Origin of the sequence: Cellulosimicrobium sp. SL-1 (assembly GCF_011033075.1) — a bacterium.
Lineage (GTDB): Bacteria > Actinomycetota > Actinomycetes > Actinomycetales > Cellulomonadaceae > Cellulosimicrobium > Cellulosimicrobium funkei.
Genome location: NZ_JAACJC010000009.1, coordinates 1 through 20,988 on the forward strand (window position 1 = coordinate 1; position 20,988 = coordinate 20,988).

The following is a 20,988-nucleotide window of genomic DNA, read 5'->3' on the forward strand; positions in this document are numbered from 1 at the left end:
TCAGGCGGGGGTCATGAACGACGGCGGCCGGTCACCTCACGGTGACCGGCCGCCGTCGTTCGTGGCGCGGGTGCGTCGGTAGAGCGCGGGTGCGTCAGTACAGGCTGATCGCGAGGCGCTGGCGGGCCTTGCCGACGCGGGGGTCGGTGGGGCCCACGACCTCGAAGTAGTCGAGGAGGCGCACGCGGAGCTTCTCCTTGCCGTCCGCGTCGGCGCCGGGCAGCAGGTCGAGGAGCCGGTCGAGGGCGTCGTCCACGTGCCCGCCGAGCAGGTCGAGGTCGGCGATGGCGAGCTGGGCGTCGACGTCCTGCGGTGCGGCGGCCGCCGCGGCGCGGACCGTCGCGAGGTCGGCGTCGCGGGTGCGCTGGAGGAGGCGGACCTGCGCGAGCCCCGCGACGGCGAGCGCGTCGCGCGGATCCTGCTTGATCGCCTTCTCGTAGGCCGCGACCGCGGCGTCGAGGTCGTCGCGCTCGATCGCGTCGTACGCCTCCTGGTGCAGCGGCGGGAGCTCCGGCTCCGGCTCCGCGGCGGGCTCCGCGGGGCGCTCGGGCTCGCCGTCGGCGCCCTGCGCGGGCGCACGACCGGTCACGCCGTTCGCCTCGGCCGCCTGGAGCACCTGGTCGAGCACGGCGCGCACCTGCTCGACGGGCGCGGCACCCTGGAACAGCGGCACGGGCTGACCCTGCAGGATCGCGACGACGGTCGGCACGCCCTGGACCTGGAACGCGGCCGTGATCTGCGGGTACGCCTGGGCGTCGACGCGGGCCAGGAGGAAGCGGCCGGCGTACTCGTCGGCCAGCGCGCCGAGGTCGGTGCCGAGCTGCGCGTTCGCCTGGTCCGTCGGGATCCACAGGAGCACGACGACGGGGTACTGCGCCGAGTCCTGGACGAGCTGGCCGAACGTCTCGTCCGTGACGTCGACGACGTACCCGCCCGCGGCGGGCGCGCCGCCCTCCTCGCCGGGCGGGGGTGACTGCGGCCTGGTCAGCGCGGACAGGTCGACCGCGCCGCGCACGTCGAACGTGGGCTGGGTGGGTTCGCTCATGGTCGCAATCCTACGGAGCGTCAGGAGTTCGCGACCGACGTCGCGACGTGCTCGTTGCCCACCACGCGGATCTTCTCCTCCGAGCCCGCGGGCGGCACGTAGAGCGCGACGACGTCGACGTAGCCGACCTTGAGCACGTTCGTCGGGGCCGCGCCCCCGTACAGCGCCTTGATCGACTCCGTGTCCGGCGGCACCTGCGCGCCCTCCTCGGCCGTCATCGACTCCTGCGAGGTCATCGCACCGACCACGAGCGCGCCGCCGTCCGCGGTGCGGACCGCGCGCACGGGCTCGTCCGGGTTGGGCGTGAAGGTCAGCGAGTAGGCGCCCGCGGCGGGCTGGAGCGCCGTCGTCCAGTCCTGCGCGCGCTTCGCGAGCAGGGTGCGGAACGAGTCCTCCTCGAAGGACCCCGCGAACCCGGAGCCCGTGCCGAGGTTGAGCACGTCGGCGTACTGCGCGACGGCGTCCGTCGGCGTGACGAGCAGGCTCGAGTCGTCGGGCGCGACGTCCTCGCTGCCGATGCTCGGGTCCGCGAAGCTCGGCATGGTGACGCCCGGGAGGAGGCGGACCCAGGCCCACAGCTGGTAGTCGCCGCGCGCGGTGTCCTGCTCCAGCACGGAGAGGCGCGGCGTCTGCAGGTTCTCGGGCTGCACGCTCACGGCGAACGACGTGCGCGGCCAGGTCTGCGTCGTCGGGATGACGACCTGCTGCGCCTCCGTCGGGAGCTCGGTCACGAGGTCGGCGCTGCCGCGCGCGGCGGCGACGGCGAGCTGGCTCGTGCGGATCGCGAGCGCCGGGCCCGTGACACGGCCCTCGAGCTGGGCCGCGTCGTTGGTCTCGCTCGCCGCCGCGAGCGCGGCGGCGACCGCGTCGAGCACGGCGGTCTCCTGCGCCTCGGTGAGGACGGGCGCGGGCGGGTCCTGCGTGGGGTCGGGCTCGGGCGTCGGGAGGGGTGCGGAGCAGGCGGCGAGCAGGAGCGCGCCGACCAGTCCCCCGGCCACCCCGCCGAGGTGACGACGGGCGCGGCGGGCGCGGGCCGTGTCGCGGGCGGTGCTGGTCATCGGGTGCTGTCCTTCGTCTCGTCCGGGTCGCTCTCGGGTGCGGGCGCCGGGGCGCTCTCGTCGCTGCCGGGCGTGAAGCCCCACGCCCGGCGCCAGGCGTCGGCGCGCGTGCTCGCGCTGTCCTCCGTGGTCGGGTGCGCGCTCGCGTCGACGGTCGGCTGGGCCGCGGTCCGCGGGCGGCGCTCGCCGCGCGCGACGATCGGGATCTGGCCGGTGAGCCACGCGCGGCGCGGCTTCTGGGCGCGAGCCTGCTGCTGCGCGAGGCGGTCGGCCTCCTCGCGCTCGCGCAGCTCACGTCGCGTGAGCATGCGCACCTGGGCCGTGTCGGTCGGCACCTCGCCGTCGCGCGCGTCGCCGTCGTCGTCCGACGACGTGCCCCCCGTCGTGCCGGCCGGCGCGACCGCCGGGGTCGCGGAGGTCGCGGTGCCGCCCGAGGGCCCGCGGCGGCGCGGGCGCAGGCTCGCCGCCCCGATGCCGAGACCGAGGAGGATGAGCACGCCACCGCCGATGACGCCGGGCCACAGGAACGGCGTCTCGACCTGGCGCGGCCACGAGAGCTCGACGGTCGGGGCGACGGCGTCCTCGCCCACGCCGGCGGCGAGGAGCTGCCAGCGGCCGGGCTGGTCGGACCAGCGCAGGCTCGCCGAGCCAGCGCCCGTCGCCTCCTCCAGCCACATGTCGGAGCCCGCGGGGTCGACGCCGGCCACGGGCGTCTCCGCGGTCGCGTCGCCCTCGGCGGGCGTCTCTCCCTCGGCCGGGCTCTCGCCGTCGGCGGGCGCGTCGCCCTCCGCGGGCTCGTCCTCCGCGGCCGGCGCGTCGACGGCGCGCGTCGCGAGCGCGTCCCAGTCGGACAGGCCGGTGACCACGCCGTGCGGGTCCTCGCCGACCCACCCGGTCACGTCGGCCTCGCGGCCGATCGCGAGGGTGACCTGCTGCTCACCGGGTGCTGTCGCGCGGATCGTCACGTCCTCGGCGACGAGGTCGAGGACCCCGGGCGCGGTGACGAGCACCGTGCCGTCGCCGGTGTACGCCGTGGTCGCCACGACCGTGTCGCTGTCCCGCCAGACCGTGGCGGTCGCGACACCGAGGCCGGCGGCGACCAGCCCTCCCACGAGCAGGAGGGCGGCGATGATTCGTTGCAGCACCGAGGTTCCCTTCGTCGATCGACGTTCAAGGATAGGTGCGAAACCCCTCGTGGATCGACCGAGACGCCTCGCCTGTGGATCCTCACGAACCGTTCACGTGCCCCTCCCGGGACGGTCTCACCGCTCCCAGGGAACGTCGTGCCCGGCGGCCGAGAGGGCCGCCGTTCCCACGAGGGACGACCGCGCGCGCAGCACTGCGACCATCGTCTCACCCCCACCAATCCGGGTATTCAGGACAGCGTGATCCCCGTATCCTGGTCGGAGCACGGCGGGGCCGTGGCACGACCGCCGCGCCCTCCCTCCCCGGGAGGGGACGCCGACCGGCGGCGGAAGCCGCGACGACTCAGCACCGGAGGTCATCGACGTGTCCGACGAGCGCACGCTCTTCCCCATCACGATGCGCGGGTACGACCGCGTCCAGGTCGAGGCCCAGCTCGCGAGGCTGGAGAAGGCCGTGGAGGACGCGCGGGCGCGCGTCGAGGCGGCGGACGCCCGCGCCATGCAGCTCACGAGCGAGCTCAACGACGCGCAGCGCCAGCTCCGCGAGGCGGACCGGCCGTCGTACGCGGGGCTCGGGTCCCGCATCGAGCAGCTCCTGCGCTCGGCGGAGGAGCAGTCGGCGGACATCCTGTCGCAGGCCAACGCCCAGGCGGCCGACATCATGGCCCGCGCGAAGCTCTCGGCGGGCCAGGTCCGGTCCCGCGCCGAGAACGAGGTCGCCGAGCTGCTCAACAGCGCACGCCTGGAGTCGGAGGAGATCCGCTCCACGAGCGCGTCCGAGGCCGAGGGCACCCTGCTCAGCGCCCAGCGCCGCGCGGAGGAGCTGGTCGGCTCCGCGGAGCGCGAGGCCGCGCGCATCCACAGCGCGCTCGCCACGGAGGAGAGCGAGCGCCGCGCGTCGCTCGAGCGCGAGCTCGGCACGCTGCGCGCGACGGCGGAGCGTGAGACCACGGAGCTGCGCGTCACGACGGAGCGCGAGGCCGCGGAGCTCCGCGCGCGCGTCGCGGCGGAGACGGCGGCGCAGCGCGAGGCCGCCGAGCGCGAGTCGGCCGAGCTGCTGGAGAACGCGCGTCGCGAGGCGCAGCGCCAGGTGGACGAGGCGCAGCGCAAGGCGACCGAGGCGGCGAACGCCGTCACGTCCGAGATGGAGACGCTGCGCGACCAGGCCCGCACCGCCCTCGCGGACGCCGAGCTCGAGGTCGTGCGCCGCCGCGAGGAGGCGGAGCGCGAGAACGCCGAGCGTCACGCCGCCGCCAAGGCGGAGACGGAGAAGCTCGTCACGACGGCCGAGGAGCACGCCGCGGAGGCGGAGAAGCGTGTCGCCCACGCGCTCCAGCAGGCGGAGAAGGTCCGCAGCGAGTCCGACGCGTACGTGAAGGACCTCCTGTCGACGGCGCGCCGGAACGCCGACCAGGTCGTCGCCGAGGCCCGGGCGTTCGCCGACCAGACGGTGAGCGACGCGAAGGCCGAGGCCGAGCAGCAGCGCAACGTCGCCCAGCGCCAGCTCGAGGACCTCACGCGTCAGCACGACTCGATCAACACCTACCTCGACGAGCTGCGCGGGCTGCTCGGCAGCGAGAACGACGCCGCGAAGGCTCCCGCGAAGAAGGCCGTGCCCTCCGGGACCCCCGCCCAGCAGGCGCGCGCCGCGACGCTCATGACGGCCGAGTTCCCGGTCGTCCCGGACGAGTCCGGGCAGCGGGTCGGGACGGTCGAGGCGCCGGCGAAGGGTGGCTCCGCGGCGTCCGCCGACGCGCGGCCGAGCGACACGAAGACGGCCGACACCAAGCAGGCCGGCCCGAAGTCGAGCGGCACGAAGACGGCCGACGCGAAGCCCGACGCCCCCGCCTCGGCCTGACGCCGTGCCGGCCACCGCGGGCCCGTCGGGTCCCTCGGGGTCCGCTGCCGACGACTGGCGTCGGCAGCGGACCGAGGCCGCCGCGCACCAGCAGCGCGAGCTCGACCGGCAGCGCGCCCGTGAGAGCGACGCGGCCCGGGTCCTGCTCGCCGACTTCGTCGCGCGGGCACGCGACCGGGGCCTCGCTCCCGAGCCGCTCCGCGCCCGCGCGTTCGACGGCACCGCGACGTTCCGCACCCCGCTCCGCGGGTGGTACCTGCGCCGCAACCACAGCGTCGCCGTCGGCGAGGACGGCGAGTTCTACGTGCTCTCGGTGCCCGGCGGCGTGCGCGCGCGCCTGCGGGGCGTCGCGGTCGAACCGTCCGACCCGCCGCTCGTGCTGGGCAAGGGCGGCCGGGACGGCGAGTCCATCGACCTCGCCGACGCGCTCGCGCTCGTGCTCGACGGGCGCTGACGCGCGGTCGTCGGCTCAGACGGTCGCCCGCGCCAGGAGGTCCGCGAGCGCGTCGGCCACCGCGGCGGGGTCCTCGACCGCGCTCATGTGGCCCGCGCCCGTCACCTGCACCAGCTGCGCGGTCGGCGCCGCGGCGACCATGTGCTCCGCCTCCGCCACCGGCGTGACCTGGTCCTCCTCGCCCACGACCACCGCGACCGGCCCGGCGAAGCCTACGAGGACGGACGTGCGGTCGGGGCGGGCCGCCATCGCCCGCTGCGACCACGCGACGCCGTCGGGCCGCTGCGCGCGGATCCACTCCTCGAGCCGCGCGGTCAGGTGCGGGCGGGCAGCCTTGCTCGTCTCGCCGAGGAGCACCCCCGGCATGCCGAGGACCGGCTCGACGGTCTGCGTGCTCTCCGCCTCGTCGGCGATGCGCAGGCGGTTCGCGCGCGCGTCGTCGGAGTCCGCGGTGGACTTGGTGTCGACCAGTCCGAGCCCCGCGACCAGCTCCGGCCGGCGCTCCGCGAGCGCGAGGGCCACGTAGCCGCCCATCGACAGGCCCGCGACGACCGCGCGCGTGATCCCCGCCGCGGCGAGCGCGTCCGCGGTCGCGTCGGCCGCCGCCTCGATCGACGGCGGCTCGTCCCCGAGCGGGCTCGCGCCCAGGCCGGGGAGGTCGACCGCGACGACGGTGGGCTCGCCCGGCAGGGCCTCCGCGACGTCCGCCCACATCCGGTGGTCGAGCGGGAAGCCGTGCAGCAGCACGAGCGGTGTCCCGTACCCCTCGCGCAGCGTGAAGGTCTCGAGCGGTGCCGTCGTCACGTGGTCCTCCTGGGGTCGGTCGGGTGCATGGGCGCCTCGCAGCGCAACGGGGTCAGTCGACGACGCCGTCGGACCGGCTCGCGTCGTAGCTCGCCTGGTCCGAGTCGGCCGTGTCGCGGTCGGCCGTGCCGCTCGCGTCGCCGTCCCACGTGGTCGGCAGCGGGAGCGGGAAGCCGGGACGCACGTGCCCCACGATCTCGTCGAGCACGCGCCGCACCGACGACTCCCCCACCCACAGGTGCTTCGCGCCCTCGACGCCGATCACCTCGGCGTTCCGCACGCGCGCGAAGCGTCGTCGCGCCTCGTCGGGGCGCAGGTAGTCGTCGAGCTCGGGCACGAGGACCACGAGCGGCTTGCCGAACGCGTCCCAGCGGTCGAGGTCGGCGTCCGTCGCGCGGTGCAGCGGGGGCGAGAGGAGGATCGCGCCCTCCACCGCCGGGTCCGTGCCGTGCTTGAGCGCGAGCTCCGTGCCGAACGACCACCCCACGAGCCACCGGTTCGGCAGGTCGTGGAACTCGGCGAACTCGATCGCCGCCGCGACGTCGAAGCGCTCGGCCTCGCCGCCGTCGAACGCGCCCTCGCTCGTCCCGCGCGGGGACGACGTGCCGCGCGTGTTGAACCGCAGCACGGCGAGGTCCGCGAGCGCCGGCAGACGCCACGCCGCCTTCCGGTAGACGTGCGAGTCCATGTACCCGCCGTGCGTCGGCAGGGGGTGCAGCGTGACGAGGGTCGCGACGGGGTCGCGGTCCGCGGGGAGCGCCAGCTCGCCGACGAGCGTGAGGCCGTCCGCGGTGTGCAGCTCGACGTCCTCGCGCCGCGCGGGCAGGACGCTGAGCGACCGGATGGGGGTCGGCTCCGTCGAGGCTCGGGCGGGATCGGGCGCGGTCTCGGGTGCGGTGCTCATCGTCCCGAGCCTAGTGCGTCTACCGCGGCCGACGGCGGTCGCGCGCCTCCCAGCACGACCTGTGCCAGTGGCGACGGTGGTCGAGCGCCGTCTCGGCCCCGAAGAAGGAGTCCTCCTGCCACGCCACGACGTGCCCGGTGCCGGGCGGAATCTCCTGCTGGCAGCCCGGGCAGAGGTAGGTCTTCGCGCCGCCGCGCACCGTGCGGACCTGCCACTCGCCGTCGGCTCCCGACTCCCGGCGCGCACCGCCGAGGGCGCGGTCCAGGTCGAGGGGCGCGGGCTCCGCGCCCCAGGGTCGCTTGCGGGACGGTCGACGGGACGGCATGGGCCCATTCTCCCCCGCGGCCCGCCGGGGACCTCCCAGCGGGCGTCCAGTCTCGACCGCTAGAGTGTCCGCGCCGGTGCTGCACCCGGCGTCCGACCGCGAGGTGACCCGACCCCGGGCGCCGACGACCGCCGTCGTGCGGGTGCGGCCCAGACCCGACGGCCCCGCCGTCCCCCCGACCGAAGGACCCTCCTCGTGAAGCACCGCACCCTGCGCGGCGTCGCCGCGCTCACCCTGGGCGCCGCCCTCGTCCTCTCCGGCTGCTCGTCGGAGGGCGGCGGTTCCGACGACGAGACGTCGGCGAGCCCGTCCGCCTCCGACGGCGCGACGTCGTCGCCCGAGGACGTCGCGGCGCTCGAGGCCGTGACGGTCACGGGCGACCCCGGCAGCGAGCCGACCGTCGAGTTCGAGGCCCCGCTCGAGGTCTCGGGCCCGGTCGCGCTCTCGCTCGGGGACGGCGACGGCGACGAGATCGCGAAGGGCCAGGAGGTGACGCTGCACCAGGCCGCGTACTCCGGCACGGACGCGTCCAAGCTCGGCTCCACGTGGGAGGACGACTCGGCGCAGCAGATCGTCCTCGACGACCAGGTGTACCCCCAGCTGCTCGAGGCGCTGGTCGGCAAGAAGGTCGGCACACGCTTCCTGTTCGCCGCCCCGGGGCAGGACGGCAGCGCCGTCCTCACCGTCGCCGAGGTCACCGAGGTCCGGGACGCCCCGGTCGCGCCGGACCCCGCCGACGTGCCGGACCGCGCCGAGGGCGAGGCCGTGACCCCGGCCGAGGGGCTGCCCGTCGTCACGCTCGACGACACGGGCAAGCCGTCGATCGAGATCCCCGAGGGCTACACCGCGCCGACCGAGCTCGTCGTGCAGCCGCTCATCAAGGGCAGCGGCCCCGAGGTCACCGAGGACCAGACGGTCATCGCGCACTACACGGGCTGGAAGCTCGACGGCGAGCAGTTCGACTCGTCGTGGGACCGCGGCGAGCCCTCCACCTTCCCGCTGAGCGGCGTCGTCGCCGGCTGGACCCAGGGCCTGTCCGGCCAGACGGTCGGCAGCCAGGTGCTCCTCGTCATCCCGCCGGCCCTCGGCTACGGCGAGAAGAGCGACACGAACACGCACGAGCTCGCGGGCGAGACGCTCGTCTTCGTCGTGGACATCCTCGCGGCCTACTGAGCCGACTCCACGCCACTGAGGGCCGCACCCCGCTCGGGGTGCGGCCCTCCGTGCGTCCGGGTCGCGTCGGGCGGGGCGTGGGCGGGTCGTAGGCTCGACGCATGACGGACGCCTCCACGACCTCGGTCCCACCCGTGCCCGACGACGCCCCCGCGACCCCTTCGGCCGCCCCGCCCGAGCGCGAGGTCCTCACGTGGGAGACCTTCGGCGTCGCCGCGCGCGAGCTCGCCGAGCAGGTCGTCGCGAGCGGGTTCCGCCCCGAGGTCGTCGTCGCGGTCGCCCGCGGCGGTCTCCTGCCCGGCGGCGCGGTCGCGTACGCGCTCGGGACCAAGGGCGTCGGGACGCTCAACGTCGAGTTCTACACCGACATCGGCCAGACCCTCACCGACCCGCGCGTGCTCCCGCCCCTCATGGACACGTCCGACCTGCCGGGCGCGCACGTGCTCGTGGTCGACGACGTCGCCGACTCCGGCCGGACGCTCGCCCTCGTCATGGACATGCTCAGCACCCACGGGGCCGAGGCGCGGTCCGCGGTGCTCTACACGAAGCCGCGCACGATCATCCAGCCGGACTACTCGTGGAAGGACACCGACCTCTGGATCACGTTCCCGTGGTCGGCCGACCCGCCCGTCGAGGGCGCACAGTCCCGGCCGAACGACTGAGCGGGAGGCCGTCGTCGGTCAGCGGGTCCGGAAGGGCGCGAGCGTCGCGCGGACGGCGTCCGCCGCACCCCAGTCGGGGTCGAACTGCGCGACGACGGCCAGGTGCTGCCGGAGCTGGACGACGGGCAGGCGCTCCCGCCAGTCGTCGTCGAGGCCGGTGAGCTCCGCGTAGAGCCCGAAGAAGGCACCGGCCTCGGGCGGGGGCGCGGTCGTCCACACGTGGGCCAGGTCGACCTCCGGCCACGTGTAGGAGACGGCCGGGTCGATCAAGGCCGGGCGTCCGTCGGCGGTCGCCATGACATTCGACGCCCACAGGTCGCCGTGCGTCAGGCAGGCCGGACCTCCCGGCAGCACCTCCGGGAGCCGCGCGCACAGACGCTCGAGCGCGGCGCGGTCCGCGGCGTCGAGCGCGGCGTGGACCCGCGGCTCGTCGAGCCAGCGCAGCAGGCGGTGCTGCGCGAAGAAGTCGAACCCGTCCTCCGTCCAGGTGTTCACCTGCCGACGGCGGCCGAGCCAGCCGTCCCGGTGCCAGCCGAAGCGCTCGCTGCGGGTCGTGGTGTGCACGTGCGCCAGCGAACGGGCGAGGTCTTCCCAGAAGGCCGACGTCGAGGGCCGCGGGGCGAGCGCGGACAGCACGAGCAGGTCCGGGCCTGCGTGGACGACGTCCGGGGTCTCCAGCCCGGCGGCGCGGAGCGCAGCCAGACCCTCGGCCTCGACCGTGAAGACGTCGTCGCCCGGTGCGTCCGTGTCGAACGCCTTGACGAACAGCGGCACGCCGTCGACGCGCCGGGCCAGCCCGGCCGTCGCGGCGAGCCCGCCGCTCACCGGCTCGACCGAGGTCACGTCGTCGAGCCCTGCGGCGCGCAGCCGCTCCCTGAGCATGCCCATGGCGGGACTATGCCAGACGCCGAGGGCCCGGACCCGCGGCTCTGCGCGGACCCGGGCCCTCGGCGCGAAGGCGGACGAGGGTCAGAAGTCCCAGTCGTCGTCCTCGGTGTTCACGGCCTTGCCGATGACGTACGACGAGCCGGACCCGGAGAAGAAGTCGTGGTTCTCGTCGGCGTTCGGCGAGAGCGCCGAGAGGATCGCCGGGTTGACGTCGGTCTCGTCCTTGGGGAAGAGCGCCTCGTAGCCGAGGTTCATGAGCGCCTTGTTGGCGTTGTACCGCAGGAACTTCTTGACGTCCTCGGTCAGCCCGACGCCGTCGTAGAGGTCCTCCGTGTACTGCACCTCGTTCTCGTACAGCTCGAAGAGCAGCTCGAACGTGTACGCCTTGAGCTCGTCGCGCTCCTCCGGGGAGAGCTTCTCGAGACCCTTCTGGAACTTGTAGCCGATGTAGTACCCGTGCACGGCCTCGTCGCGGATGATGAGGCGGATGAGGTCGGCCGTGTTCGTCAGCTTGGCGCGCGACGACCAGTACATCGGCAGGTAGAAGCCGGAGTAGAAGAGGAACGACTCGAGCAGCGTGCTCGCGACCTTGCGCTTGAGCGGCGAGTCGCCCTTGTAGTACTCCATGACGATCTCGGCCTTGCGCTGGAGGTTCGGGTTCTCCTCCGACCAGCGGAACGCGTCGTCGATCTCACGCGTGGAGCACAGCGTCGAGAAGATCGACGAGTAGCTCTTGGCGTGCACCGACTCCATGAACGCGATGTTGGTGTACACCGCCTCCTCGTGCGGCGTGATCGCGTCGGGGATGAGCGAGACCGCGCCGACCGTGCCCTGGATCGTGTCCAGCAGCGTCAGGCCGGTGAACACGCGCATCGTGAGCTCCTGCTCCTGCGCGGTGAGCGTGTTCCACGACTGGATGTCGTTCGACACCGGCACCTTCTCGGGCAGCCAGAAGTTCCCGACGAGGCGGTCCCACACCTCGAGGTCCTTCTCGTCCTCGAGACGGTTCCAGTTGATCGCGCTCACGCGATCGATGAGCTTGAGCTTCCCCGTGGGCGACATCTGCCTTCTTCTCTCCTGCTGACCCCGGACCGACCGGGACGACTTCGTGGGACCGGACCCCGCGCCGTCGGCCACGCCTCTCCGAGAGGGTGGCCGACGGCACCGGGCATCGAGGCAACCGGTGGCTGCCTCAGGCGACTACAGCATGCAGCTGACGCAACCCTCGACCTCCGTGCCCTCCAGGGCCATCTGACGGAGGCGGATGTAGTAGAGCGTCTTGATGCCCTTGCGCCACGCGTAGATCTGCGCGCGGTTGACGTCGCGCGTCGTGACCGTGTCCTTGAAGAACAGCGTAAGGCTCAGACCCTGGTCGACGTGCTGCGTCGCGGCGGCGTACGTGTCGATGATCTTCTCGTAGCCGATCTCGTACGCGTCCTCGTAGTACTCGAGGTTGTCGTTCGTCAGGTAGGGCGCCGGGTAGTAGACGCGCCCGATCTTGCCCTCCTTGCGGATCTCGATCTTCGACGGCACCGGGTGGATCGAGGACGTCGAGTTGTTGATGTAGGAGATCGAGCCCGTCGGCGGGACGGCCTGGAGGTTCTGGTTGTAGATCCCGTGCTCCATGACCGAGGCCTTGAGGGCCGCCCAGTCGTCCTGGGTCGGGATGTGCACGCCGGCGTCGGCGAAGAGCCGGCGCACACGCTCGGTCGCGGGCTCCCACACGCGGTCGGTGTACTTGTCGAAGTACTCCCCCGTCGCGTACTTCGAGTCCTCGAAGCCGCCGAACGCACGCCCGCGCTCGATCGCGAGGCGGTTCGACGCCGCGATCGCGTGGTAGGCGACCGTGTAGAAGTAGATGTTCGTGAAGTCGATGCCCTCCTCGGACCCGTAGTGGATCCGCTCGCGCGCGAGGTAGCCGTGGAGGTTCATCTGGCCGAGACCGATCGCGTGGCCGGACTCGTTGGCCCGCTTGACCGAGGGCACCGACTCGATGCTCGTCTGGTCGGAGACCGCGGTGAGCGCGCGGATCGCGGTGTCGATCGTCTTCGCGAAGTCGGGCGAGTCCATCGTCTTGGCGATGTTCAGCGAGCCGAGGTTGCAGGAGATGTCGCGGCCGACGTGGTCGTACGAGAGGTCCTCGTTGAACGTCGACGGCGTCGAGACCTGGAGGATCTCCGAGCACAGGTTCGAGTGGGTGATGCGGCCCTTGATCGGGTTCGCCTTGTTCACCGTGTCCTCGAACATGATGTACGGGTAGCCGGACTCGAACTGGAGCTCGGCGATCGTCTGGAAGAAGTCGCGCGCCTTGATCTTCGTCTTGCGGATCCGCGAGTCGTCGACCATCTCGTCGTACTTCTCGGTGATCGAGATGTCGGCGAACGGCTTGCCGTAGACGCGCTCGACGTCGTACGGCGAGAAGAGGTACATGTCCTCGTTCTTCTTCGCGAGCTCGAACGTGATGTCCGGGATCACGACGCCGAGCGACAGCGTCTTGATGCGGATCTTCTCGTCCGCGTTCTCGCGCTTGGTGTCGAGGAACCGCATGATGTCGGGGTGGTGCGCGTGCAGGTACACGGCACCAGCGCCCTGGCGCGCGCCGAGCTGGTTCGCGTAGGAGAACGAGTCCTCGAGCAGCTTCATCACGGGGATGACGCCGGACGACTGGTTCTCGATGTGCTTGATGGGCGCGCCGTGCTCGCGGATGTTCGACAGGAGCAGCGCGACGCCGCCGCCGCGCTTGGAGAGCTGCAGCGCGGAGTTGATGCCGCGCGCGATGGACTCCATGTTGTCCTCGATGCGCAGCAGGAAGCAGGACACAGGCTCGCCGCGCTGCGCCTTGCCGACGTTGAGGAACGTGGGGGTCGCGGGCTGGAAGCGGCCCGAGATGACCTCCTCGACGATGTCCAGCGCGGCCTGCTCGTTGCCGTCGGCGAGGCCGAGCGCGACCATGCAGACGCGGTCCTCGAAGCGCTCGAGGTAGCGCTTCCCGTCGAACGTCTTGAGCGTGTACGACGTGTAGTACTTGAAGGCGCCGAGGAACGTCTCGAAGCGGAACTTCTTCGCGTAGGCGAACTCGAACAGCGACTTCACGAACTCGCGGTCGTACTTCGCGAGGACGGCCGGGTCGTAGTACTTGTTCTCGACGAGGTAGTCCAGCTTCTCCGCGAGGTCGTGGAAGAAGACGGTGTTCTGGTTGACGTGCTGCAGGAAGTACTGCCGCGCGGCCTCACGGTCCTTGTCGAACTGGATCTCGCCGTTCGGGCCGTAGAGGTTGAGCATCGCGTTGAGCGCGTGGAAGTCGAGCTGGGTGCTCGCGAGCGGCACCTCGGTGACCGTGCCACCACCTGCCACGCTCACGCCGGAATCCGTGACTGTCGTTGCCAAAATCGTCCCAATCCGTCGCGGACGCGCGCGGCGTCCTCGACTGTTCCCAGGAGTTCGAAGGCGTACAGGTAGGGCACCTGGCACTTCGCGGAGATGATGTCGCCGGCGATGCAGTACGCCTCGCCGAAGTTGGTGTTGCCGGCGGCGATGACGCCGCGGATCAACGACCGGTTGTGCACGTCGTTGAGGAACTTCACGACCTGGCGCGGGACGGCACCGCCCTCGTTGCCGCCCCCGTAGGTCGGGACCATGAGCACGTACGGTTCCTCGACGCGCAGGAAGCCCTCGGTCGGACGCAGCGGGATGCGCTGGACGTCCATGCCGAGGGCCGGCAGGTCGAGCCGCTGGACGAACCGGTGCGTGTTCTCGCTGACGCTGGAGAAGTACACGAGCGACCCCACGGGGACGCACCTCCGTCCTGCCCTGCTCCGCCTGCTTCCGTACGGGTTTCCGGGCGCCTCGCGACGCTCCGGGGAGGCCGGTCAGGCGACGACCGGCGAGACCTTCTGCGCGAGGGCGGTGATCTGGTCGGGGCGGAACCCGGACCAGTGCTCGTCCCCCGCGACGACCACGGGAGCCTGCAGGTAGCCGAGCCCGCGCACGAGCTCGAGCGCCTCGGCGTCCTGGGTGATGTCCACGACGGAGTACTCGATGCCCTTCTTGTCGAGAGCGCGGTACGTCGCGTCGCACTGGACGCAGGCCGGCTTGCTGTAGACCGTGACGCTCATGGGGGTGGCTCCTCGTCTCGCGCTCTCGTCCGGGACGGTCCTCGGGGAGGGAGAAACATCTCTGACCTCGAAGGACACCGGTGGAACTACGTCTGTGTGATTCGCCAGGAGGCCTCCGGCCCCCTGGGTGTGCAACCACTATACCTAGTGGTCGAGACCGTGCCACTGCACTAGATGTCGTGGTGGAACTTCACCCTGGCGGGTGTGCTAGGCGCCATGGATCCATGGTCCCAGCCCCCTCTGACACTCCCCCGGAGCGCTCGTCCACAGCCCGTCGTCCACCGATCCGACCGGCCCGGAACGGCGTCTTCCCGCGGACGGCGAGACGCCGTCCACAGGGTGGGGACGACGTCGGTCCACACCCTGTGCGGAGCCGTCGAGGCCCTTCCCGCGGCCTGCACCCGCCCTCCTGAGGACGCGCCACCACCCGCGCGAATCAGCCCAATCCGGACACGACGGTCGGTGAACTCGTCGGCGTGTCGTGCTTCTTCGGCGTGTCGCACCGCGCGCCGCGCCCGTGCGACAAAGGTCACCCCTCGGTGACGGCCCGCCCGACGACCGCGCTCGACCGGAGCCGTGGTCGCGGACGAGCGCACGAAGGCCCGCCCGGCGGACCGGGCGGGCCTGTGGGGGCGAGACGGCTCAGGCGGTCTCGTCGACCGTGGGGAGCGCGTTCGACGTCGCGAGCCGGCGGTACCAGTGCGCGGAGTCCTTCCACGTGCGCTCGAGAGTGTCGTAGTCGACGCGGATGATCCCGAAGCGGCGCTCGTACCCGTAGCCCCACTCGAAGTTGTCGAGCAGGGACCACGCGAAGTACCCGCGCACGTCGGCGCCCGCGTCGATCGCGGCACCTACGGCGTCGACGTGGTCGTGCAGGTAGGCGACGCGGCGGTCGTCGTGCACGCGGGGGGTCCCGTCGGCGTCGACCGTGACCTCGTCGGCGAACGCGGCGCCGTTCTCGGTGACCATCATCGGCTGGTGCGGGTACGTCGTCGCCACGGACACGAGCAGCTCGGTCATGCCGGCAGGTTCGATGTTCCAGCCCATCGCGGTGTACGGGCCGGGCTGCTGGACGAACTCCACGTCGTCGACGCCGATCCACGGGCTGTGGCTCGACGCGCCGTGGCCGTCGTTCTCGGACCGCTCGCCCTCGCCGGAGAAGTGGCGCACGCGCACGGTCGAGTAGTAGTTGACGCCGAGGATCGACAGCGGCTGGCGCACCGTCTCGAGGTCGCCCTCCCGCACGAACGACCAGTCGCTCACGTGCGCGGTGTCGGCGAGCAGGTCGGCGGGGTACTCGCCGTCGAGCATGGGCGCGAGGAACGCGCGGTTGGCGAGCGCGTCGATCTTGCGCACCGCGTCGAGGTCCGCGGCCGACGACGGGTCGTCGGGCCGGATGACGTGCAGGTTGAGCGTGACGGATGTCTTCGCGTCCTCGCCGAGCTCGTCGCGGATCGCCTGGACGGCGAGGCCGTGCGCGAGGTTGAGGTGGTGCACGCCCGCGAGCGCCGCGGCGGGCTCGGTGCGGCCGGGCGCGTGCACGCCGGAGCCGTAGCCGAGGTAGGCGGAGCACCACGGCTCGTTGAGGGTCGTCCAGGTGTCGATCCGGTCCCCGAGCTCGCGCGCCATGTGGCGGGCGTACTCGGCGAACGCGTACGCGGTGTCGCGGTTCGCCCAGCCCCCGGCGTCCTCCAGCTCCTGCGGGAGGTCCCAGTGGTAGAGCGTGACGACGGGCTTGACGCCCTTCTCGAGCAGCGCGTCGACGAGGCGCGAGTAGAACGCGACGCCCTCGGGGTTGAGCGGGCCGGTGCCGCCCGGCTGCACGCGCGACCACGAGATGGAGAACCGGTAGGCGCCGAGGCCGAGGTCGGCGATGTGCTGTACGTCCTCCTGCCACCGGTGGTAGTGGTCGTCCGCGACGTCGCCCGTGTCGCCGTTGAGCGTGCGGCCCGGGGTGTGGGAGTACGTGTCCCAGATGGACGGCGTGCGGCCGCCCTCGGCGGCGGCGCCCTCGATCTGGTAGGCGGCGGTGGCGGAGCCCCAGAGGAAGTCGGTCGGGAACGTGCGGCGGCCCGACGACGCGGGCGCGGCCTGCGCGTCGACGGCGACGGGGGCGGTGGTGTCGGTGGTCACGAGGGTCCTCGCTGGTCGGTCGTCGGACGACGTGGTCCGCGACGGTGGTCGGGTCGGTGGCCGGCGCGACGACGCCGGGCGGACGCGCCATGGGAGCGCTTCCATGGTGCGTCCGCCCAGGATACGTCCTCAGCCGAGGTCGAGAGTCACGCTCGTCGCGCCGTGCGCCTCGGCCGTCGCCGCACCGGCCCGCACGGACCAGGCCGCGGGGGCGTCGTCGGACGAGACCGTGAGGGTCGCGCCCGACCGGCGCACGCGGAACGTGGCCCCGGCCGCGCCGTCCGACGGCGGGACGACCACGAGCTCGTCGTACCCGTCGGGCAGCTCGAACGCGTGCAGCGTGACGCCGTCGGCCCAGGCGTAGTCCGGCCGGTCGGTGCGGGCGCCGACCGGCAGGACGGTGCCCGGGCGCACGAGCACCGGGAGCGAGTCGAACCCGTGGGTCTCGGTGACCCAGCGCGGGCCGGTCACGGTCTCGCTCAGGGCGGGTCCGTCGTCGGGCTGGACGAGACGCGTCCACGTGCCCTCCGGCACGTAGTACTCCACGCGGCCGTCCGCGCGGAACACCGGCGCGACGAGGAGCGCGTCGCCCAGCAGGTACTGCGTGTCCGCGGTGTACCCGGCGCGGTCGTGCGGGAGCTCGAGGACGAGCGGCCGCATCATCGGCACGCCGTCGGTGTGCGCCTCCTCGGCCACCCGCCCCAGGTACGGCATGAGCGAGAGCTTGAGGTGCGTGAACTTGCGCGTCACGTCGACGGCCTCGTCGTCGAACGCCCACGGGACCCGGACCGAGCCCGAGCCGTGCAGGCGCGAGTGCGACGACAGCAGGCCGAACGCCGTCCAGCGCTTGAACACGCCCGGGTCCGGCGTGCCCTCGAAGCCGCCCATGTCGTGGCTCCAGTAGCCGAAGCCCGACATCGACATCGACAGGCCGCCGCGCAGCGACTCGGCCATCGACGCGTACGTCGAGTCGCAGTCGCCGCCCCAGTGCACGGGGAACTGCTGGCCGCCCGCCGTCGCGGACCGCGCGAACAGGACCGCCTCGCCCGCGCCGCGCTTGCGCTCGAGCAGCCGGAAGACCGCCTCGTTGTAGAGCTGGGCGTAGTAGTTGTGCATCTTGCGCGGGTCGGAGCCGTCGTGCCACGCGATGCCGTCGACGGGGATCCGCTCGCCGAAGTCGGTCTTGAAGCAGTCGACGCCCTGGTCGAGCAGGCCCTCGAGCTTGCCGACGTACCACGCGGTCGCGTCGGGGTTGGTGAAGTCCACCAGCCCCATGCCCGCCTGCCACAGGTCCCACTGCCACACGGACCCGTCCTCGCGCTGCACGAGGAAGCCCTGCTCCGCGGCCTCCGCGAAGAGGGGCGAGCGCTGCGCGACGTACGGGTTGATCCAGACGCACACCTTGAGCCCGCGGTCGTGCAGGCGCCGGAGCATGCCCTCGGGGTCGGGGAACGTGCGCGGGTCCCACTCGAAGTCGACCCACTGGTACTCGCGCATCCAGAAGCAGTCGAAGTGGAACACCGACAGCGGCAGGTCGCGCGCGGCCATGCCGTCGATGAAGCCGTTCACGGTCTGCTCGTCGTAGCTCGTCGTGAACGACGTCGTGAGCCACAGGCCGAACGACCACGCCGGCACGCGCGCGGGGCGGCCCGTCAGCGCCGTGTACCGGCGCAGCACGTCCTTGGGCGTCGGGCCCTGGATGACCAGGTACTCCAGCGACTGCCCCTCGACGGAGAACTGGACGCGCGTGTTCACCTCGGAGGCGACCTCGAACGAGACCTTCTCCGGGTGCTCGACGAACACCCCGTAGCCCTTGGTCGTGAGGTAGAGCGGCACGGACTTGTACGCCTGCTCGCTCGACGTCCCGCCGTCCTCGTTCCAGATGTCCACGACCTGGCCGTTCTTGACGAACGGGCCGAACCGCTCCCCCAGGCCGTAGACGAGCTCGCCCGGCTCGAGCGCGAGCTGCTCGTGCGTCCACGTGCCGCCGTCGTCCGACGTGACGTGCCCGACCGACTTCGGCAGCGAGGAGGTCAGCACCTCGCCGTCCGCCTCGAAGTCCACGCGCCAGCGGTCGCCCCGGTGCACGCGCACGGCGAGGTCCTTCGACCGCAGGACGGCGACGTCGTCGTGCACCTCGACCTCGGGCCGGAACCCCGGCTCGCCGGTCACCTGGAACGCCGGGCCCCGGCGCACCGCGCCCTGGTGGTGCTCGACGCGCACGCGGATCACACCTGGTGCGGGCGAGGAGTACGTCGTCGTGAGCATCGGGCGGTTGAGCGTGTCGCCCCGGCCGCGGATCTTCGCCGTCGGCGCGTACACGGCGAGCGTGCCGGCCGCCTCGTCCGCGCGGACGTCGTCGACCTCGACCGCGTACAGCGGGTGCATGCCGGGTCGGACCTGCCAGTACCCGTCGGTGAACTTCATGGGTGGTGCTTCCTTCGTCGGTGCGTATCGGTGTCTCGGGGCGTCAGGCCGGGGGCCTCACTTGACGGCGCCGGCCGTCACGCCGCGGGTGAGGGTGCGCTGGAAGATGAGGAAGAAGATCAGCGCGGGGATCAGCGAGACGAGCGCGCCCGCGTTGGTCGTCGGGGCGTCCATCATCCGGTCGCCCTGGAGCGACGCGAGCGCGATGGGGATCGTCTGGGTGTCGTTGGTCGTCAGCATGACCAGCGGGATGAAGAACTCGTTCCACGTCCAGATGAAGAAGAAGATCATGAGGACGCCGAGCGTCGGCCGGACGATCGGGTACACGACCTGCCACAGGATGCGCCAGCGGCCGGCGCCGTCGAGCTGCGCCGCCTCGAGGAGCGCGGGCGGGAACGTCCCGAGCACGGACGAGAGCAGGTAGGTGCCGAACGCCGCCTGGACGACCGTGAAGATGATGATGATCGACCACTGCGAGTTCGACAGGCCGACCTTCTGCGCCATGTCGAACAGCGGGTAGATGAGCGCCTCCTGCGGCAGCATGTTCGCCACGAGGAACAGCGTCACGATCCACAGCCGGCCCTTGATGCGGCCGACGCCGATCGCGTACGCGCTGAGGAGCGACAGGAGCGTGCCGAACACGGCGACGAGCGCCGAGATGAAGACGGAGTTCCAGAGCTTCTGCGGGAAGTTCGTGCGCGTCCAGAAGTTCTGCACGCCGTCGAGGTAGAGCTCGCTCGGGAGGCTCAGCGGCCCGTCCTGGGAGTACTCGGCCGGGGACTTGAACGCGTTGAGCACCATGATGACGAACGGCGACAGCATGAGGAGCGCGACGAGCACCGCCGCGGCGAGCACGAACCAGCGGCCGATCCCGCGGCGGTAGCGCTCGTCCTGCCGCGTGGCGCGCAGGGCGCGGCGGGGGCGGGACGCGCCGGCGCCCGGCGCCACGGCGTCCGCGGGGGTGGTGGTGACGGTGGACATCAGCGGCCCTCCTGCTCACGACGCTCGGCGCGGCTCTGCAGCGCGAGGATCACGACGGCGACGACGATGATGACGAGGGTGAGCACGGTCGCCACCGCGGCGCCGTAGCCGACCTTCGACTTGTCGAAGAAGTTCAGGTACGAGTAGTAGCTCGGGACGAGCGTGGAGCTCTCGGGGCCGCCGCGCGTGAGCACGTAGATGGGCCCGAAGACCTTGAGCGCCGCGACGGTGCAGGTGAGCGTGACGACGAACGTCTCGGGACGGATCTGCGGGATCGTGATGGCCCCGAAGCGCCGCCACCAGCCGGCGCCGTCGAGCTCGGCGGCCTCGTAGAGCTCGGGGTCCACGCGCTGGAGCGCGGACATGAAGATGACCACGGGGTAGCCGATCTGCACCCAGATGAGCACGAGCATGACGCTCGGCAGCGCGGTCGAGGTGTCGCCCAGCCAGTTCGGCGGGTTCTCGACCCCGATCCCGCGCAGCATGACGTTGAGCGCGCCGGTCTGGGCGTTGAGGATCCAGTTCCACAGCACGCCGGCTACGGCGACGGGGAGGATCTGCGGCAGGTAGTACGTCGCGCGCAGGAACGCCGCGACGCGGGGCCCGAACCGGCGGCCGAGGTAGTCGAACAGCACGGCGGCGAGCACGAGTCCGACGAGGGTCGGCACGACGACCATCGCGAGGATCATCGCGATGGAGTTCTGGAACGAGGTCCAGAACGCCGAGTCGTGCATCAGGTCGGCGTAGTTCCCCAGCCCGTACCAGCGCATCGGCGCCATGCCGCCGCGCCACTTGAACAGGCTGTAGTAGACGTTCATCGCGAACGGGTAGCCGATCACGACGACGAACGCCACCGCGCCGGGCAGGAGGTAGGGCAGGTACGGGAGCCAGGCGGGCCGGCGACGACGGCGGCGTGCCGCGGTCGCGCGCGACGCCTCGCGCGCGGGTCCGGGCCCGGCCTCGGGCACGGTGTCGGTGCGGGTGGTCATGACGGTCTCTTTCGCGGGAGGTCCTCG

At 72.3% G+C, this 20,988-nt stretch carries 19 protein-coding genes; 4 read left to right on the forward strand and 15 right to left on the reverse strand.

Features of this window, described 5'->3' with window-relative positions:
• Positions 1-94: 94 nt before the first annotated feature.
• Genes GWJ10_RS14350 through GWJ10_RS14360 form a run of 3 tightly spaced genes read right to left on the reverse strand, consistent with a single transcriptional unit; the run spans position 95 to position 3,248 of the window.
• Positions 95-1,045 carry a tetratricopeptide repeat protein gene (locus GWJ10_RS14350; protein WP_034653561.1) on the reverse strand — a complete coding sequence of 317 codons (951 nt, stop codon included), beginning with the start codon at positions 1,043-1,045 and terminating at the stop codon, positions 95-97.
• A 20-nt stretch (positions 1,046-1,065) separates the two neighbouring features.
• Complete coding sequence (locus GWJ10_RS14355; protein ID WP_061268791.1) at positions 1,066-2,103, reverse strand: hypothetical protein; 1,038 nt, start codon at positions 2,101-2,103, stop codon at positions 1,066-1,068.
• Entirely contained in the window at positions 2,100-3,248 is a 1,149-nt protein-coding gene (locus GWJ10_RS14360) for a hypothetical protein (protein ID WP_163188232.1), read from the reverse strand. Before GWJ10_RS14360 ends, GWJ10_RS14355 begins: the two co-directional genes overlap by 4 nt.
• A gap of 364 nt (positions 3,249-3,612) precedes the next feature.
• On the opposite strand from GWJ10_RS14360, the gene GWJ10_RS14365 reads away from it, so the two are divergent.
• The gene (locus GWJ10_RS14365) at positions 3,613-5,106 is read left to right on the forward strand and encodes a hypothetical protein (protein WP_241005829.1); all 1,494 of its coding nucleotides are present in this window, start codon (positions 3,613-3,615) and stop codon (positions 5,104-5,106) included.
• Between the two features lie 4 nt (positions 5,107-5,110).
• A complete protein-coding gene (locus GWJ10_RS14370; protein WP_061268789.1) occupies positions 5,111-5,560 on the forward strand; it encodes a hypothetical protein in 450 nt (149 codons plus the stop codon).
• A 15-nt stretch (positions 5,561-5,575) separates the two neighbouring features.
• On the opposite strand, the gene GWJ10_RS14375 is transcribed toward GWJ10_RS14370, so the two are convergent.
• Genes GWJ10_RS14375 through GWJ10_RS14385 form a run of 3 tightly spaced genes read right to left on the reverse strand, consistent with a single transcriptional unit; the run spans position 5,576 to position 7,593 of the window.
• Positions 5,576-6,364, reverse strand: a complete 789-nt coding sequence (locus GWJ10_RS14375; protein ID WP_163188234.1) for an alpha/beta fold hydrolase — start codon at positions 6,362-6,364, stop codon at positions 5,576-5,578.
• Positions 6,365-6,416: 52 nt separating this feature from the next.
• On the reverse strand, positions 6,417-7,268 hold the full coding sequence (locus tag GWJ10_RS14380; RefSeq protein ID WP_061268787.1) for an alpha/beta hydrolase: 852 nt from the start codon (positions 7,266-7,268) through the stop codon (positions 6,417-6,419).
• Between the two features lie 19 nt (positions 7,269-7,287).
• Positions 7,288-7,593: a hypothetical protein gene (locus tag GWJ10_RS14385; protein WP_061268786.1), complete on the reverse strand. Its 306-nt coding sequence runs from the start codon at positions 7,591-7,593 to the stop codon at positions 7,288-7,290.
• A 195-nt stretch (positions 7,594-7,788) separates the two neighbouring features.
• Here GWJ10_RS14385 and GWJ10_RS14390 point away from each other — a divergent pair, with 195 nt between their 5' ends.
• Positions 7,789-8,766 (forward strand): FKBP-type peptidyl-prolyl cis-trans isomerase, encoded by a 978-nt coding sequence (locus tag GWJ10_RS14390; RefSeq protein ID WP_163188236.1) that lies wholly within the window; start codon positions 7,789-7,791, stop codon positions 8,764-8,766.
• A gap of 101 nt (positions 8,767-8,867) precedes the next feature.
• On the forward strand, positions 8,868-9,428 hold the full coding sequence (locus GWJ10_RS14395) for a phosphoribosyltransferase (RefSeq protein WP_163188238.1): 561 nt from the start codon (positions 8,868-8,870) through the stop codon (positions 9,426-9,428).
• 18 nt (positions 9,429-9,446) lie between these two features.
• Here GWJ10_RS14395 and GWJ10_RS14400 read toward each other — a convergent pair whose 3' ends face one another.
• From GWJ10_RS14400 to GWJ10_RS14440, 9 genes are all read right to left on the reverse strand, one after another.
• Positions 9,447-10,316: a fructosamine kinase family protein gene (locus GWJ10_RS14400; protein WP_076406011.1), complete on the reverse strand. Its 870-nt coding sequence runs from the start codon at positions 10,314-10,316 to the stop codon at positions 9,447-9,449.
• An 81-nt stretch (positions 10,317-10,397) separates the two neighbouring features.
• On the reverse strand, positions 10,398-11,378 hold the full coding sequence (nrdF, locus tag GWJ10_RS14405; RefSeq protein WP_021480852.1) for a class 1b ribonucleoside-diphosphate reductase subunit beta: 981 nt from the start codon (positions 11,376-11,378) through the stop codon (positions 10,398-10,400).
• Positions 11,379-11,516: 138 nt separating this feature from the next.
• Positions 11,517-13,670, reverse strand: coding sequence for a class 1b ribonucleoside-diphosphate reductase subunit alpha (nrdE, locus tag GWJ10_RS14410; protein ID WP_198163219.1), 2,154 nt, complete (start codon positions 13,668-13,670; stop codon positions 11,517-11,519).
• Between the two features lie 2 nt (positions 13,671-13,672).
• The gene (nrdI, locus tag GWJ10_RS14415; protein ID WP_163188240.1) at positions 13,673-14,104 is read right to left on the reverse strand and encodes a class Ib ribonucleoside-diphosphate reductase assembly flavoprotein NrdI; all 432 of its coding nucleotides are present in this window, start codon (positions 14,102-14,104) and stop codon (positions 13,673-13,675) included.
• Between the two features lie 81 nt (positions 14,105-14,185).
• Complete coding sequence (gene nrdH, locus GWJ10_RS14420; RefSeq protein ID WP_021480849.1) at positions 14,186-14,431, reverse strand: glutaredoxin-like protein NrdH; 246 nt, start codon at positions 14,429-14,431, stop codon at positions 14,186-14,188.
• A gap of 642 nt (positions 14,432-15,073) precedes the next feature.
• The gene (locus GWJ10_RS14425; protein WP_277394957.1) at positions 15,074-16,564 is read right to left on the reverse strand and encodes a GH1 family beta-glucosidase; all 1,491 of its coding nucleotides are present in this window, start codon (positions 16,562-16,564) and stop codon (positions 15,074-15,076) included.
• A gap of 129 nt (positions 16,565-16,693) precedes the next feature.
• The gene (gene yicI, locus GWJ10_RS14430; RefSeq protein WP_163188244.1) at positions 16,694-18,991 is read right to left on the reverse strand and encodes an alpha-xylosidase; all 2,298 of its coding nucleotides are present in this window, start codon (positions 18,989-18,991) and stop codon (positions 16,694-16,696) included.
• A 57-nt stretch (positions 18,992-19,048) separates the two neighbouring features.
• Positions 19,049-19,972: a carbohydrate ABC transporter permease gene (locus GWJ10_RS14435; RefSeq protein WP_082774709.1), complete on the reverse strand. Its 924-nt coding sequence runs from the start codon at positions 19,970-19,972 to the stop codon at positions 19,049-19,051.
• Complete coding sequence (locus GWJ10_RS14440) at positions 19,972-20,961, reverse strand: sugar ABC transporter permease (protein ID WP_081599874.1); 990 nt, start codon at positions 20,959-20,961, stop codon at positions 19,972-19,974. Before GWJ10_RS14440 ends, GWJ10_RS14435 begins: the two co-directional genes overlap by 1 nt.
• Between the last annotated feature and the right edge of the window lie 27 nt (positions 20,962-20,988).